The organism is Brevundimonas aurantiaca (assembly GCF_014199955.1).
Lineage (GTDB): Bacteria > Pseudomonadota > Alphaproteobacteria > Caulobacterales > Caulobacteraceae > Brevundimonas > Brevundimonas aurantiaca.
This window is the reverse complement of record NZ_JACHOQ010000002.1, coordinates 503,654-518,271: the sequence shown is the minus strand read 5'-3', so window position 1 is coordinate 518,271 and position 14,618 is coordinate 503,654. Positions and strand designations below refer to the sequence as shown.

At 66.6% G+C, this 14,618-nt stretch carries 19 protein-coding genes; 7 read left to right on the top strand and 12 right to left on the bottom strand.

Annotated features, from left to right (window positions below; genetic code table 11):
• Positions 1-166: 166 nt before the first annotated feature.
• From GGQ93_RS06710 to GGQ93_RS06690, 5 genes are all read right to left on the bottom strand, one after another.
• On the bottom strand, positions 167-973 hold the full coding sequence (locus GGQ93_RS06710) for an inositol monophosphatase family protein (RefSeq protein ID WP_183215891.1): 807 nt from the start codon (positions 971-973) through the stop codon (positions 167-169).
• A gap of 209 nt (positions 974-1,182) precedes the next feature.
• Positions 1,183-1,749: an elongation factor P gene (efp, locus tag GGQ93_RS06705; protein WP_183215889.1), complete on the bottom strand. Its 567-nt coding sequence runs from the start codon at positions 1,747-1,749 to the stop codon at positions 1,183-1,185.
• A 101-nt stretch (positions 1,750-1,850) separates the two neighbouring features.
• Complete coding sequence (locus GGQ93_RS06700) at positions 1,851-2,408, bottom strand: tryptophan-rich sensory protein (protein ID WP_183215887.1); 558 nt, start codon at positions 2,406-2,408, stop codon at positions 1,851-1,853.
• Positions 2,409-2,462: 54 nt separating this feature from the next.
• On the bottom strand, positions 2,463-2,705 hold the full coding sequence (locus GGQ93_RS06695) for a helix-turn-helix domain-containing protein (RefSeq protein ID WP_054765434.1): 243 nt from the start codon (positions 2,703-2,705) through the stop codon (positions 2,463-2,465).
• A complete protein-coding gene (locus GGQ93_RS06690) occupies positions 2,706-3,191 on the bottom strand; it encodes a hypothetical protein (RefSeq protein ID WP_054765435.1) in 486 nt (161 codons plus the stop codon).
• A 96-nt stretch (positions 3,192-3,287) separates the two neighbouring features.
• Between GGQ93_RS06690 and GGQ93_RS06685 the strand changes: the two genes are divergently transcribed.
• Together GGQ93_RS06685 and GGQ93_RS06680 are read left to right on the top strand one after the other, a co-directional pair.
• The gene (locus tag GGQ93_RS06685) at positions 3,288-4,223 is read left to right on the top strand and encodes an ABC transporter ATP-binding protein (protein ID WP_183215885.1); all 936 of its coding nucleotides are present in this window, start codon (positions 3,288-3,290) and stop codon (positions 4,221-4,223) included.
• Complete coding sequence (locus GGQ93_RS06680) at positions 4,223-4,948, top strand: ABC transporter permease (RefSeq protein ID WP_183215883.1); 726 nt, start codon at positions 4,223-4,225, stop codon at positions 4,946-4,948. The genes GGQ93_RS06685 and GGQ93_RS06680 overlap by 1 nt, the downstream gene beginning before the upstream one ends.
• A gap of 140 nt (positions 4,949-5,088) precedes the next feature.
• Here the strand turns inward: GGQ93_RS06680 and bfr are convergent, their stop codons facing one another.
• Both bfr and GGQ93_RS06670 read right to left on the bottom strand, forming a co-directional pair.
• A complete protein-coding gene (gene bfr, locus GGQ93_RS06675) occupies positions 5,089-5,589 on the bottom strand; it encodes a bacterioferritin (protein WP_054765438.1) in 501 nt (166 codons plus the stop codon).
• Between the two features lie 142 nt (positions 5,590-5,731).
• Entirely contained in the window at positions 5,732-5,917 is a 186-nt protein-coding gene (locus GGQ93_RS06670) for a (2Fe-2S)-binding protein (protein WP_054765439.1), read from the bottom strand.
• Between the two features lie 127 nt (positions 5,918-6,044).
• Between GGQ93_RS06670 and thiE the strand changes: the two genes are divergently transcribed.
• A complete protein-coding gene (gene thiE / locus GGQ93_RS06665) occupies positions 6,045-6,698 on the top strand; it encodes a thiamine phosphate synthase (RefSeq protein WP_183215881.1) in 654 nt (217 codons plus the stop codon).
• Between the two features lie 160 nt (positions 6,699-6,858).
• The gene (locus GGQ93_RS06660) at positions 6,859-8,442 is read left to right on the top strand and encodes a sensor histidine kinase (RefSeq protein ID WP_224764310.1); all 1,584 of its coding nucleotides are present in this window, start codon (positions 6,859-6,861) and stop codon (positions 8,440-8,442) included.
• Positions 8,443-8,657: 215 nt separating this feature from the next.
• On the opposite strand, the gene GGQ93_RS06655 is transcribed toward GGQ93_RS06660, so the two are convergent.
• On the bottom strand, positions 8,658-8,969 hold the full coding sequence (locus tag GGQ93_RS06655; protein ID WP_152949935.1) for a hypothetical protein: 312 nt from the start codon (positions 8,967-8,969) through the stop codon (positions 8,658-8,660).
• Here GGQ93_RS06655 and GGQ93_RS06650 point away from each other — a divergent pair.
• On the top strand, positions 8,959-9,294 hold the full coding sequence (locus GGQ93_RS06650; protein ID WP_152949937.1) for a hypothetical protein: 336 nt from the start codon (positions 8,959-8,961) through the stop codon (positions 9,292-9,294). The two genes, GGQ93_RS06655 and GGQ93_RS06650, sit on opposite strands and share 11 nt — an antisense overlap.
• A 10-nt stretch (positions 9,295-9,304) precedes the next feature.
• Here the strand turns inward: GGQ93_RS06650 and GGQ93_RS06645 are convergent, their stop codons facing one another.
• The 4 genes from GGQ93_RS06645 to GGQ93_RS06630 form a co-directional block, all read right to left on the bottom strand.
• The gene (locus tag GGQ93_RS06645; RefSeq protein WP_183215878.1) at positions 9,305-9,646 is read right to left on the bottom strand and encodes a VOC family protein; all 342 of its coding nucleotides are present in this window, start codon (positions 9,644-9,646) and stop codon (positions 9,305-9,307) included.
• A gap of 188 nt (positions 9,647-9,834) precedes the next feature.
• Positions 9,835-10,248, bottom strand: coding sequence for a GNAT family acetyltransferase (locus GGQ93_RS06640; protein WP_183215876.1), 414 nt, complete (start codon positions 10,246-10,248; stop codon positions 9,835-9,837).
• Positions 10,248-11,333: a chorismate synthase gene (gene aroC, locus GGQ93_RS06635; protein ID WP_183215874.1), complete on the bottom strand. Its 1,086-nt coding sequence runs from the start codon at positions 11,331-11,333 to the stop codon at positions 10,248-10,250. Before aroC ends, GGQ93_RS06640 begins: the two co-directional genes overlap by 1 nt.
• Positions 11,334-11,403: 70 nt before the next feature.
• Positions 11,404-12,135 (bottom strand): DnaJ C-terminal domain-containing protein, encoded by a 732-nt coding sequence (locus tag GGQ93_RS06630; RefSeq protein ID WP_183215871.1) that lies wholly within the window; start codon positions 12,133-12,135, stop codon positions 11,404-11,406.
• A 119-nt stretch (positions 12,136-12,254) separates the two neighbouring features.
• On the opposite strand from GGQ93_RS06630, the gene pdxH reads away from it, so the two are divergent.
• Both pdxH and GGQ93_RS06620 read left to right on the top strand, forming a co-directional pair.
• Positions 12,255-12,929, top strand: coding sequence for a pyridoxamine 5'-phosphate oxidase (gene pdxH / locus GGQ93_RS06625; RefSeq protein WP_054765448.1), 675 nt, complete (start codon positions 12,255-12,257; stop codon positions 12,927-12,929).
• Between the two features lie 87 nt (positions 12,930-13,016).
• A complete protein-coding gene (locus tag GGQ93_RS06620; RefSeq protein WP_183215869.1) occupies positions 13,017-14,612 on the top strand; it encodes a carboxylesterase/lipase family protein in 1,596 nt (531 codons plus the stop codon).
• Positions 14,613-14,618: the final 6 nt, after the last annotated feature.

Below are 14,618 nucleotides of genomic sequence, written 5' to 3'. Positions count from 1 at the left end.
GACCGCCCCCGGGTCTCGCCGAAGGCGAGCCCGAGGACAAGCTACGCCGGTGGAGGGGTTCTTGACGCCCACCGGCCGCTTGTGATGCGACAAGAGCCCCTTCGTCACGGCGCTGAAGAAGCGCCGCGCCACTTCCCCGCAAGCGGGGAAGAGACAGAAGCGAGCCTCAGGACGCCTGCAACACCTTGCGCAGTTGCGGATGAAGCTCGGTGTTCGACGCCAGGATCGACGCGCCCGTCTTGGGATCGCCGTCGTTGTCGATGGTCGTGACCCGGCCCCCGGCCTCGGTGACGAACAGTATGCCGGCCGCCACGTCCCAGGGCTTCAGATTGCGCTCATAGTAGGCGTCATATCGGCCGGCGGCGACCCAGGCGAAGTCCAAGGCCGCCGAACCCAGACGTCGGATGCCGGCGACGCGCTGGCCCACGGCGTGGATGTCCTTGATCGCCTGGGCGTGACCCGACTTGCCGATGAAGGGCAGGCCGGTGGCGATCAGGCTTTCCGACAGGTCGCGACGCCCGGAGACGCGGATCCGCTGATCGTTCAGATAGCAGCCCTTGCCCTTCTCGGCCCAGAACAGCTCGTTCATGACGGGATTGTAGGTCACCCCGGCGACGATCTCGCTGGACCCGTCCGGGGCGCGCCGCTCCAGGCCCACCGTTATGGCGAAATGGGGCAGGGCGTGCATGAAGTTGGTCGTGCCGTCGATCGGATCGACGATCCAGGTGTGGGACTTGTCGGTCCCCTCGACCATGCCCCGCTCCTCGCCCAGGAAGCCGTAGCCGGGGCGGGCCTTGGTCAGCAGTTCGAACAGGGTCTCTTCCGCCTTCAGGTCGGCGGCGGTGACGAAGTCCCCCGGCCCCTTGCGCGACACCTGCAACTGCGACACCTCGCCGAAGTCGCGAAGCATAGGACGGGCGGTCTTGCGGACCGCGTCGGTCATGACCTGAAGCAGGGCGGAGGCGAGGGCCATTGTGGAATCTCCTGGTCCGCATGTCCTCTAAAGCCGCTCAGGGCCGGAAATGCGGAGAAGTTCAAGGGGGACGTGGAAGGCGTAGGGAAGTGTTAGTAAATACTGCTGGTGAGCAGAAGGTGAGCAGAAGGTGAGCGGAAGCCGTGCGGAGCGCCTTGGCCCGCCGGCCCCTCTGCTCACTAACACTATTCACCAGCACCTGTCGGAGTTCAGTCCGCGCGGCGGACGTATTCGCCGCTGGTCGTGTCGACGACGATCTTCTCGCCGGCCGACATATAGGGCGGGATCATGATCCGCACGCCGTTCGAGGCGATCGCGGGCTTGTAGGAGGACGAGGCCGTCTGACCCTTCACGGTCGGCTCGGTCTCGGCGACTTCCAGCACGACCTGATCGGGCAGTTCCAGGCCGATCGGACGCTCTTCGTGCATCTCGATGACGACCTTCATGCCCTCTTGCAGATAGGGGATGCGCTCGTCGCCGACCCAGTCCTTCTGCAACTCGATCTGCTCATAGGTGGCGTCATCCATGAAGACCAGGCTGTCGCCGTTGTCGAACAGATAGGAGAAGTCCTTCTGTTCCAGGGTCACGCGCTCGACCTTGTCTTCCGAGCGGAAGCGTTCGTTCAGCTTATTGCCGGTCTCGAGGTTCTTGGCTTCGACGTTGGCGAAGGCGCCGCCCTTGCCGGGCTTGACGTGGCTGGCCCTGGTGACGACCCACAGGCCGCCGTTGTGTTGCAGGACCATGCCGGGCTTGATGGCGTTGCCGTTGATCTTCATGGGGTCACATCGGGAATGGAGTTGCGCCCGCGCGCCCAGGTTGGAGCGTGGCGAATAGGGCGCGATCCCTAGAGGAAGCCCCCGAAAAGGGCAAGGCGGACCTAGTGGAGGGTCCGCTCGTTCATCTGATCGGCTTTCCGATGAAGGAAGTTGCCCACCCGAACGCCGCCGCCTGTCGGGGCGGCCATCTTGCCGGCGCCCTCGTCCAGTTTGCGGGCCTCATGGGCGAAGGCCGCCGCGAGACCGGCCGACGACATGGCGGCCGCCACCTGTTTCCACATCGACGAGGGGCGCAATCCCAGCCAGACGGCGTTGACCGTCTGGGCCGCGACCCAAAGCCCCATGGCGCGCGTCCTTTCGGGCCGGTGCGGCGCATTCCAGACCCGCACCGCCGACAGGGTCGTGGCCGAAAACACCGCCGGCAGGATCAGGCTGAAGGCGCCGCGCGGCTTCTCCGTAATGGGCAGATCGCCGTCGCGCACATGTTTCAGCTTTCGTTTGGGGGTGAATGCGCCTGACGCTATGCCCGTCGCCAGCAGAGCAAACCCCACCGTCAGCGCCACCCCAACCGCGACATGCGCCGCGCTCCGCCCCTCGCTGTTCAACAGATCCACGGCCGCGTCGCGCACGTCGTCGATGGCGTCGTCGATATCCGTCATGGTCCGCTCCCGCTTGTCAGGAAAATCTAATGGGCGGACGGGGCGCCGGTTCCGTCAGACCTCGTCCGGTTCGACCGGTTCCGTCTCGCGCGGATCGAAATCATAGTCCAGCAGGTCGCCGGGGCGGCACTCCAGCACCGCGCACAGCCGCGCCAGTGTGCTGAACCTTATGCCCTTCACCTTGCCGGATCGAAACAGCGAGAACTGGGTCTCGCTGAGGCCCACCTGGGCGGCGACGTCGCGCGCCTTCAGGCCCTTGCGAACCATCAGATCGTTCAGGGTCACGCGAACCGGCATTCAGATCATCTCGTCCATCTCGGCCTGTATTCTGCCGGCGTGGTCGATGACGCGCCCCAACAGGAACAGGGCGCCGCCGATCATGCCCAGAGTCATGCCGGCGATGTCGAAATAGGCGAAGCCGCCCTGGGTAAGACCCAACAGCCGCATCAGGTTGGTGACGCCAAAGACGCTGAGCACTCCGCCAAGGCCAAGCGCCAACCCCACGCGACGCAGGGCGGACGATAAGGTCGGCTGGATCAAACGCCCCTTCGCCAACTGCCCCATCGCCGACCCGATCGACCAGACGGCGAAAAGGTAGAATAGGGCGGGCAGGGCCCAAAGGACTTGTTCAACCAGCAGCCGGACCGGGCGATCTCCCTGCGCCAGGAAGAAGGCGACCGGCGCCAGGGCCAGCAAGCCACCGACGCTGACGACCATGAAGATCGCAAGCGCGCGGAACTGCCGGCACATCAGCCGAAAGCGGGCGAGGTTGTCAGCGGTCATGGGCCTTGTTCCGAGTTGAAACCTGTCTTGTTTTTAATCTTGACTTAAAAATCCGAGGGCCGCAACTTTATCTAAGAGTTAAAGATCGGGCGGAGCATGGCGGCTATAGAGACTGAGGGACTGACCCGTCTTTTCGGGGATCGTCGGGCGGTGGACGGCGTGTCCATGACCGTGCCGGATCATTCGGTCTATGGCGTCCTGGGCCGCAACGGCGCTGGCAAGACCACGACGATGAAGATGCTGACCGGCCTGCTGCGGCCCTCATCGGGCGTGGCTCGGGTTTGCGGCGTCGATGTCGTCAAGGACCGCAGAGGCGCGGCCCGCAAGATCGGGGCCCTGCTGGAGGCGCACGGCTTCTATGGCCATCTGTCGGGACGAGAGAATCTGGACCTGACCCGGCGACTTCTGGGCCTGGCGACGACTGAGGTCGATCGCGTGCTGGACGTCGTCGATATGACGCGCGACGGCGGACGGCGCGTCGGCGACTATTCCCTGGGCATGCGCCAGAGGCTCGGCATCGCCCGCGCCCTGCTGGGTTCCCCGCCGGTGCTCATGCTGGACGAACCGACGAACGGGTTGGACCCCGACGGCATCGCCGACATGCGTCATTTCCTGCGGGAACTGCCGATCCGCGCGGGGGCGACGGTCCTGCTGTCCAGCCACCTGCTCGGCGAGATCGAACAGACCGCCACCCATGTCGGCGTAATCCATCAGGGTCGGCTGGTGGTCGAGGGCGAACTGGCCCGGCTTAAGGCCGAACTGGCGCCAGAGATCGGGCTGCGTGTCGATGACCCGGCACGCGCCCGCGCCGTCTTGCGTTCGCGCGACCTTACTCTGAGCGACGACGCCGATGGGCTGGTGGCGCAGCTGCGTCCCGGCGACAATCATGACCAGGTCTGCGCTGCTTTGAACCGCGATCTGGTTGCGGCCGGCGTAGCCGTCTTCTCTATCGGCGCGCGCGCGCCCTCGCTCGAGGGCGTCTATCGCGCCGCCTCCGCCGTCTCCCGAAGACCCGTCTCGGAGCCCGTCTGATGTTGACCGTTCTGTCTGTAGAAGTCCGGAAGCTGAACCGTTCTTTGGCTCTGGTGCTTGCGGCGACAGCGCCCGCCCTGATCGCCGTCTTCGTCTTCTCGATGCTGCTTCGGTCCAAGACGCCGTCGGAGTGGGACATGTGGATCGGCAGCGGCATGGCGATCTGGGCCTATTTCATGATGCCGCTTTGCGTCGCGGCCCTGACCGCTCTGGTCGCGCACATGGAGCACGGCCCGCGAAGCTGGGATCATTTGCGCGCCCTGCCTGTTCCCCGCTGGACCCTCTACGCGGCAAAGGCGGTCTGCGTGATCGCTCTCGTGCTGATCATGAGCGCGGCGGTGCTGGGCGCGACCATAGGGGCGGTGGCGCTGGGCGGCCTGATCAAGCCGGAGGCCGCGGCTATGGGCGTGCTCGATTTGACGGGCTACGCCTGGTCGATGGCGCGGATGGCGGCGGCCGCCCTGCTGATGATCGCCATACAGTTCTGGACCGCCATCCGCTTCGCCAGCTTTGTGCCGGGCTTGGCCTTGGGCATAGGGGGAACCTTCTTCGCCGTCGTGGCCACATCCGCCAGGCAAGGGGTGTTCATGCCGTGGCAGATGCCCGTCAACATCCTGGCGACCGAGGCCTGGCGGGTGCAGACCGCATTGACGCTGGGCGGTGGTCTGGGCCTTGTCGTGCTCGCGGCGGCGGTGCTGCACCTGGCCCGCCGCGAGGGACGCTAGAGCATGATCGTTTCGGACGGAACCGCTTCGCGGTTCCGACAGAAGCGTGAATCATGCTCTCGCTTTAATCTGGAGCCTGATTCACGGCTTCAGCGGAATCGCGAAGCGATTCCACTTCAACCGATCAGGCTCTAAGAGCCTCAGCCGCCCGTCGCGGCGCTGTCGGTGACGATCTCCTTCATGGCCGACTGCAGATAGTTCTGTGCGCCCATCAGTTCGATCAGCTTGTGCTGGTTTTCGAGGAAGTCGATGTGCTCCTCGGTGTCGGACAAAATCTTCATCAGCAGGTCACGGCTGACGTAGTCGCGGGCCTCTTCGCACTGGGTAACGGCGGCGGCGGTGGCGACACGGCTGTCCAGCTCCAGCTGCAGGTCGGCGCCTAGGCATTCGATCGGATCCTCGCCGACCTTGAGCTTGTGCAGATCCTGCAGATTCGGCAGGCCGTCCAGGAAGAGGATGCGTTTGATCAGCATGTCGGCGTGCTTCATCTCGCCGATCGATTCTTCGTAGATCACGTGGCCGAGGTGGGCCAAGCCCCAGCTCTCGAACATGCGCGCGTGAAGGAAATACTGATTGACCGCCGTCAGTTCGTTAGTCAGCACAGCGTTCAGTGTGCGGAGGATTGCGGGGTCGCCCTTCATGGTCCTGTCCTTGCTCTGGAGACGACCTCTGCGCCGTCTGTCAGGCCGTGCCGTACCACAGTAAAAGGCAGTTTGTTTATTTGCGAGTTTTTATCACTACATTGATAGTGCGAGTGATTTTCGCCCGCGAAGGCTTCGGCGACTATTCGGCGGCGAGGGCGAAGGCTTCGCGGCTGTCCTGGATCATCTGCCGCATCTCACAGACGCATTTGGCGCACTGGGCCTGACACTGGTGGCGCTCGAAAATGTCGCGCGGACGGCTGGCGCCAGCCTCGATGGCTTGAGCGACGTCTCTTTGACGCAGACCGTTGCAGTTGCAGACGTACACGAGGATCCATGCGGTCGAGGCTGATAATGGTTCGCTATAGCATCCGTTAAGGCGATTGCAAGTCGTTCGCACGCATTGCGCCGTCTGATACCGTTGACGAATGGTCGCAGGAGAGGGAAGCAGCGCCATGGCCAAGTCCCCCACCGTTCCCGCCCGTCCGCCCTGCCGCCTCTATCTGATCACCCCTCCGGTGATTCCGGATCTGGACGCCTTTGCGAACCTGCTGGGTCAGGCGTTGGAGGCCGGCGACGTGGCGGCGCTGCAAATCCGGCTCAAGCCGGCCGACGACGCCGCGGTCCGGGCGGCGGTCGCGGCGCTGGCGCCCGTCGCGCGTCGCCACGGCGTGGCCGTTCTGCTGAACGACCGCCCGGATTTGGCCAAGGAGACCGGATGCGATGGCGTGCACATCGGCCAGCAGGACGCCACTCTGGCCGAGGCTCGGCGCATCATGGGGCCAGACGCCATGATCGGCGTCACTTGTCACGACGACCGTGAACTGGCCTGGGACGCCGCAGAGGGCGGAGCCGACTATGTCGCCTTCGGCGCCTTCTATCCGACCGACACCAAGACCACGACGCACCGGCCGGAGTTGGAGCTTCTGACCGTCTGGCAGGAAACGGTCGAGGCGCCCTGCGTCGCCATCGGCGGGATCACGGTGGACACGGCCCAGGACCTCGCCCGCGCGGGGGCCGATTTCATCGCTGTCAGCAGCGGCGTCTGGTCCTATGCCCAGGGGCCGGCGGCGGCGGTCAAGGCTTTCAACGAAAGGTTGAAGTTCTGAACCGCGCCCTGCTTCAGGGTATTTTAGCATGATCGGCGTCTAATCTTCGGCGGATCCATTCGCCGAGACCCTTTACATGACGATGAGCCGCGCGCTCGACATCGCAACCGCAGCCCCTGCGTCGGCAGCCGGCGTAGGCCGCAGCAAGGCGGGCAGTGATTTGTTCGCCCACCCCGTCGTGCCCGTCTTGACCGGCGTGGCGGTGGCCTTGCTGGTCGCCGTGGCGGTCAATTTTGCGCGCAGCTCCGGCCTGGTGGTCGGCCTGTGGGCCGCCAGCGGCGTGGCGGTTGCGGTCTGGCTGAGGACCGGCAGCGGACGCCGTCACGACATGGTCTTCGCCCTGGTTCTGACCGTCAGCCTCATGATCGGCGAGTTGATCTCGGGAAACAGTCCGGCGCTGTCGTTGCTCTTCACTGCCGGCAATCTGATCGAGATCGGGGCGGCTGTGTTTCTGGTGCGTCGAGTTTTGCCGAGCCTGCACATTCTCAGTCTGGGCAGCACCGTCCGCTTTCTGCTCTGCGCCCTGATCGCCCCTGTCCCCGCAGGCCTGGCGGTGGCCTTTGCCCTGCCGCATCTGGGTCAGGAGGCGTCGCTGGAGAGTTTCAAGACCTGGTGGTTCGGCCATGCCCTGGGCATAGCGGTGATCGGGGCTCTGGGACTTTCATTGACCCGTTCCACTCTGACCCGCCTGAACCGCTCTCAGACGCGATTTGAGGCGGCGGGCCTGATAACCGCCATTCTGGCCTTCTACTACATCGGCTTCACCGGACAGATGTCCATAGGCTTCATCATGACGCCGCTGCTGCTGGCGGTGGCGGTGCGTCTGGGTGTGGCGGGCTCGGCCTTCAGCCTTCTGATCGTCTCGATCCTGGCGGTGGGCAGCGCTATGGCCGGCGCCGGCCCCTATGTCGCCGGAATGGCGCGCGCCGAACAGGTGCTGATAGCGCAGCTGCTGGTTCTCATCGGCTATATGCCGACCCTTCTGGTGGCCGCCCTTCTGGAAGAACGAGATCGGCTCGCCGAGCGAGCGCGTCTGGGACAGGTCCGGGCGGAAATGACCTCCGAAGCCAAGTCTCGCCTGCTGGCCAATGTCGCGCACGAGATCAAAAGCCCAGTGGCGGGCGTCATCGGCATCGGCCAACTCTGGTCAAGCGGGCAACTGGGGCCGGTGACGCCGAAACAGGCGGAGATGGCGGACATGCTGGTCAAGACGGCCCGACAGGTCGAGGCCCTGGCGCACGATCTGCTGGACGTGGCGCGCGCCGAATCCGGCTCGGTCAAGGTCGAACTGCGCCCGACCGACGTGGTGGGCGTGCTCGATGACGTCCGGCGCAGTGCGGTGCTGTTGCCCGAGGCTCAGGGCGTGGAGATCACCGTCGTCTGCGAGGACGGCCACGCGGTGGCTGTGGCGGACTCCCAACGACTGGTTCAGGTCGTGACCAACCTGGCGGTCAATGCGCTCAAATACGGCGGTGCGGGCGGCGGCGTGATCCTGCGAGCGATCCAGCAGGAGGATTGCGTTCGCATCGAGGTGTCCGACTTCGGCCCCGGCCTGTCCGAGGAGAAGCAGGCGCAGCTGTTTGAGCCCTTCAACCGTCTGGGGCTGGAACGATCCAGCGTGGAAGGCCACGGCGTCGGCCTGGCCCTGGCCAAGCGGCTGGTTGAGCTTCAAGGCGGCGCCATAGGCGTGGTGTCGGCGCCGGGCGAGGGCGCGACCTTCTGGATCGAGCTGCCGCGCGCCTGACGGGGCCTTGCGGTTCAGCCTGCGGCGGGTAAAGGTCGCGCCATGTTCGCTCTCGCTCTCGCCGCCACGCTTCTGTCCGGTCAAGAAGCGTCGTCCGCACCGCGCTCGCCGTCGGATCTGACGCGGGATTTGAACAGCGGTCCGCCCTTCAAACCGACGACCGCATCTCAACCCCAGCCGCCGGCGACCTCTTCTCAAACCGGGGCGGCGCCGATTCAGTCGGGGGCGTCGTCTGTGACGCGCGACCTCAACAGCCTGTCGGCGGGGCGTGCGCCGGCCGCCGCGCCCGCGCCCGCGACGCCCTCCGCAACGTCCGCTGCGATCGGGGCCGAGCCCTCGGCTGCGGCGCCGACCTCTCCGGCGGTGCGACCGGCGATCACGCCGCCACCACGGCCGACGCCCGCGACGACGCCCGCCGTCACGTCGCCGGCCGCGCCGACCTCTTCGGCGACCAGCGCTGCGCCGTCGGCGAACCCTGTCGGCTTGTCAGGCCTGGACGCCGCCGCTATCGCCGCCTTGCCCTTCACCCTTGAGCTGCCGCAGAGCCTGATCCTGACCCGCGCCCCGGCGGGCGCCGACGCCGCCGTCTATTCGGTTCGGGCCGCCGGGGGGCTTCCCCTCGTCATGATCTATGTGGGTCCGGCGTCGCAATTCCCCATTTACGACGGCGAGGTGGTGCGGGCCGGAGGGCGCGCCTCGGTCGTGGTCAGCGAAGGCGGGCGACGTCAGGCGCTGGAGCACCTGTTCCAGCGGCCGTCCGCGCCCCAGGAAATCCATATCTGGGTGGCGAGTGTGGACGACGCCGCCCGCGACTTGGCCGAGAGGATTGCGCAGTCGGTGGACGCCCGCTGACGTCCTGGGGTCAGTTTTCCGACCAGACCGCCATCTCCGTCCCGGCAGGATCGGCGAAGTGGAAGCGACGACCGCCCGGAAAGGCGTAGATTGGCTTCAGGATCACGCCGCCGGCCGTCTCGACCTTGGCCTGCATGGCCTCCAGGTCGTCCGCGTAAAGAACGGGTAGAGGCGTCCTGGTTCGTTCCGCCTCGTCGGCGTCGAAACCGCCGTCCAGCCCCTGATCGAAGGCAGCGTAGGTCGGGCCGTAATCGACAAAGGTCCAGCCGAAGGCCTGACTGTAGAATTCCTTGGTCCTGGGCAGGTCTGCAGCGGGCAGTTCGAGGTAGTCCAGCTTTCCGTCTTCACGCACGGTTGATCTCCTGTAGTGCGGCGCCACCGACGAACCCGTCTTGCACACCGCTCAGATGCGCGCAAACCTGCAAACGGTTCGCAGTTGCAGGAGTCGGCTATGATCGTGATGACGACGGGTCTAACCGGCCTGATGGCGCTTATGCGGCAGGACGAGAAGCCGAAGGACAGAGCGAACGGCGACGCCGGTCAGCCGTCCAGCCTGCGGCCGAGTACGATCACCTCCTGCCGCTCCAGACCCAGTCGCTGATAAAAGCCCACAGCCGCCTCGTTATCGCTGCGGACCATGAGCTGAAGTTTGGGGGCGCCTCTGACCATCAGCCAGTCTTCCGCCGCCGCCATCAGGCTGCGCCCCAAGCCGCGGCGACGACGCCCGGGGTCAACCGCCAGATAATAGACCCAGCCGCGATGGCCGTCGAAGCCCACCATGATGGTGCCGCCTATTCCCGCGTCGTCCGCCGCGACCAGAACGGCGGAGGTCGCGCCGCCCTTCGCCAGAGTCAGGTCCGCAACCGGGTCGTTCCATGGGCGCGTCAGGCCGCAGGCTGTCCAAAGTGCGATGACAGCCTCGTCTTCCCCATCGCGGATGGGGCGGATGTCCATTACCCGACCTGGGCGCGGTGCCGCAGGTAGGCGTCGGCCAGCACGCAGGCGGCCATAGCCTCCACCACCGGAACGGCGCGCAGGGCGACGCAAGGATCGTGGCGGCCCTTGGTGCGCAGATCCGTCTCTTCGCCGTCGCGCGTGATGGTCTGGCGCGGCGTCAGGATCGATGAGGTGGGTTTGAACGCCACCCGCGCCGTGACCGGCTGTCCTGTGGAGATGCCGCCCAGCACTCCGCCCGCATGGTTCGACAGGAAGACCGGCTGCTTGTTCAGGTCCAGCCTCATCTGGTCGGCGTTGTCCTCGCCCGACAATTCCGCCGCTCCGAAGCCGGCGCCGATCTCCACGCCCTTGGCGGCGTTGATCGACATCAGGGCGGCGGCCAGTTCGGAATCCAGCTTGCCGTAGAGCGGCGCGCCCCAGCCGGCAGGCACGCCCGTCACCTCCAGGGCGACGACGGCGCCGATCGACGAGCCGGCCTTGCGGACCTCGTCCAGATAGGCCTCCCATTCCGCTACGACCGCGCTGGAGGCGGCGAACAGCGGGTTGCCATGCACGGCGTCGAAATCAATGGCGTCCGGCGCGATGCGATGCGGGCCGATCTGGACGACGCCGGCGCGGATCTTGACGCCGTCGCCCAGCACCTTGCGCGCCACGGCGCCCGCCGCCACCCGGCTGGCCGTCTCGCGCGCCGACGAGCGCCCGCCGCCGCGCGGATCGCGGACGCCGTATTTGGTCTGATAGGTGAAGTCGGCATGGCCGGGACGATAGGCCCGCGCGATCTCGCCATAGTCCTTGGATCTCTGGTCCTCGTTTTTGATCAGGATCGAGATGGGCGTGCCGGTCGTGACCGGGCCCTCGCCGTCGTCGAACACCCCCGACAGGATCTGCGCGGTGTCGCTTTCGCGCCTCTGGGTCACGAAGCGCGAACCGCCGGGCTTTCTCTGGTCAAGCCAGGGCTGAAGATCGGCCTCGGTCAGAGGGATCAGCGGCGGGCAGCCGTCCACGACGCAGCCGATGGCTGGGCCGTGGCTTTCGCCCCAGGTGGTCACGCGGAACAGATGGCCGAAGGTGTTGTGCGACATAGGGCGACGCTTAGAGCATGACGGCGCCCGGCGAAACCGTCACGCCGGGTTCGCGAAGTGCTTTGCGCCCTCAGGCCGCCAGCCGTTCCGGCGTCCAGGCTCGGGTGAACTGCGCCAGCAGGTCTTCGGCCGGGGACCGCGTTTCGGACGACGGGGTCAAGGTCACGAACAGATGGCCCGCAGGGCGGGATCCGCGCGCCGGCAGTCCCAGGTTTTTCAGCCGAATGCGGACCGGCGCCGCACGGTCGGGCGTGATCCAGGCGGAGCGTGTCCCGGCGTGGGTGTCGATCTCGACCCGGCCGCCTTCCTGCAACAGGCGCTGAGGCGTCGGCCAACTCATGAACAGATCGTCGCCCAGGACCGACAGGCCGTCCTGGGGGCGGATCAGCACCGCCAGGCGAAGGTCCGCCCCGTCGGCCGCCCCGCCGCGCAGTCGCAACGTCTCTCCGGTTCGAAGGCCCGGCGGCGCCGCGACCCGGATCGTGCGTGCACCCAGCCGCAAATCAATCTTGGCGCCCGCGACCGCCTGCAAGGGGCTGAGGCTGAGCACAGGCGGGGCGGCGGGCCGGTCCGGCGTCCCCGGCGCGACGTCGCCCGGCCTGTAGGCCTGGACCAGGCGATAGGCGGCGATGACTCTGCGAAACCGATCGGCGTCTCCGCCAGGCTGGTCCGGGCGCGCCGCCTTGACCGCCGCGCGGAAGGCCGCCTTCAGCGATTCAGCGTCGGCGGCGTCCTGAAGCCCCAAGGTGGAAAGGGCGTCTCGAACCGCATCGGCGTCTGATCGGAAATGAGAAGGGCTCATTTCGCTACCGTTCGCGCCTTAGGGTCAACGCCGGGTTAACCAGCTTGATCTGGACGGCGGGGAGGGGGGATTTGATCCCGATCATTTTCATCGGCTCCTTCACAGTCTAAATCCTGCGCATGACCGCACCAGTGATCCCGCCCAGTCCGTCGCGAGAGGAATACGCTCGCGACTACGCCGCCGCCCTGGCCGCCAACGGCGACGAAAGCCTGTTCGACCGCACCGAACCGATCGGTCCCTTCATCGAGTGGCTCGCTGAGGCGCGCGCGCATGAGGTCAATGATTCCAACGCCATGACCCTGTCCACCGTGGACGCCGACGGCATGCCGGACGCGCGGATCGTGTTGTTGAAGGACGTCGATGCGCGCGGCTTCACCTTCTATTCGAACCGCGAAAGCGCCAAGGGCGTCGAACTGGCGGCGCGGCCGGTCGCCGCCTTGACCTTTCACTGGAAGTCGCTGCGCCGTCAGGTGCGGGTGCGAGGCTCAGTCGAACCGGTGACGCCTCAGGAGGCCGACGACTATTTCGCCAGCCGGGCCCGCGAGAGCCGCATCGGCGCCTGGGCCTCGGACCAGTCGCGACCGCTGGACGATCGCCAGACCCTGGAGGCGGCCGTCGCCCGCGAGACTGCGCGTTTTGAGGACCTGGATGTGCCGCGTCCTGAGCGGTGGAGCGGCTGGCGGGTGACGCCCCATGTCGTCGAATTCTGGCGCGACCGGCCGTTCCGCCTGCATGACCGGCTGCGCTTCACCCGCGACGGCGACGCCTGGCTGCGACAGCGCCTTTGGCCCTAGGTCGTTCTGCGGGACTGAATCGGTTCGCACAGGGATATTTGCACGGGCGCGCGCGTTAAAGTCGCTTCGTCACGGCCAAGGTTCTCTATGCGTCTGCTGTCGCTGCTGTTCGCGTCCCTCGTTCTGGCGGCCTGCGCCGTCCATCCGGGCAAGGTCCTCTCCATTAAGTTTGCGCCGGACGCTCGCCCGGTTCTCGCCGCCACCGAGGCCGGGACGGTTCGGGGCGTAGAGGGCGCGGGCGCGCGGGCGTTTCTGGGCGTGCCCTTCGCGCGCCCGCCCGTCGGCGAACTGCGCTGGCGGGCGCCTCAGCCCGTTGAAGGCTGGAGCGGGGTGCGCGACGCCACCCGCATAGGGTCCGACTGCACCCAGGCTATAGGGCGCAAGGCGATATTGGGCGGCGGGGGCGGTCTGGTGGTCGGGTCAGAGGATTGCCTCTACCTCAACATCTACGCCCCGGCCGGCGAACCGCAGCGGCGCCGGCCTGTCATGGTCTATATACCGGGCGGCGCCTTCACCGTGGGCTCGGGCGCCAACTACGATCCGTCGCGGCTGGCGGTGGATCAGGACCGGGTGGTCGTCACTTTGAACTACCGGCTGGGGGCCCTCGGCTGGCTGGCGCATCCTCAGTTCCAGGCTGAGGGTGAGGGGTTCGGCGGCAACTTCGGCCTGATGGATCAGTTGGCGGCGCTGAAATGGGTGAACCGCAACGTCGCCGCCTTCGGCGGAGACCCGGCCAATGTCACCCTGTTCACGGAAAGCGCCGGCGCCTGGGCCGCCTGTTATCTGATGACCTCGCCCCAGGCCGAGGGTCTCTATCAGAGGATGATCCTGCAAAGCGGCGGCTGTCTGGAGCCCTCGTCTCTGATCAGCGCTGAAGACGCCGCCGCCTCTGGCCCGCTCTTCGCCCGGCGTTTGGGCTGCACCGGCGCCGATCAGATCGCCTGCCTGAAGGCCTTGCCTGCCTGGCGTCTGTCGCGGGCGCCGTCAGTTCGGGCGGGCATCAACGGCCCAGGGTCGTGGGGACCGGTGCACGCCGATGCGACCGTGCCTGAAAATCCCGCCCTGGCCATCGACCAGGGGCGGTTCACCCGCGTGCCCGTCATCGTCGGGACCAATCTGGACGAGGGGCGGCTGTTCGCCAATGAGGTCAAGGACATGGACCGTTACCAGAAGGAGACGCTGTGGATGTACGGCGATGTCGGCCCCCGCGTGCTGGACCGTTATCCGGTCGGGCCGGACGGCCCGGCCTACGCCATCGCCGCCAACTTCACCGACCAGAGGTTCGCCTGTCCGTCCCAGGCCCTGCGGCGTCAGCTGTCGCGCTATACGCCAGTCTGGGGATATGAGTTCGCCGATCGCGACGCCCCATTCGTCCTGCCCGACGGGATCGTGGGCCTGGACCTGGGCGCCTATCACGCCGGCGAACTGGCCTATATCTTCGGGACCAGCTGGATCTTCGCCGACGTCAACCGGTTCACGCCCGAGCAGAAGGCGTTGTCGCACCGCATGCAGGGCCTGTGGGCCGGGTTCGGACAGCAGGATTTCGGCGCCGAATGGCCCCGCGTGGCGGGCGCGGGGCCGGTTCGGGTGTTCACGGCCCAGGGCGATCGACTGGATGACGCCTTCTTCGCCCGTCACAACTGCGACTTCTGGGACGGGACGCCCTTCGGCGCCGTCCACTAGGTCCAG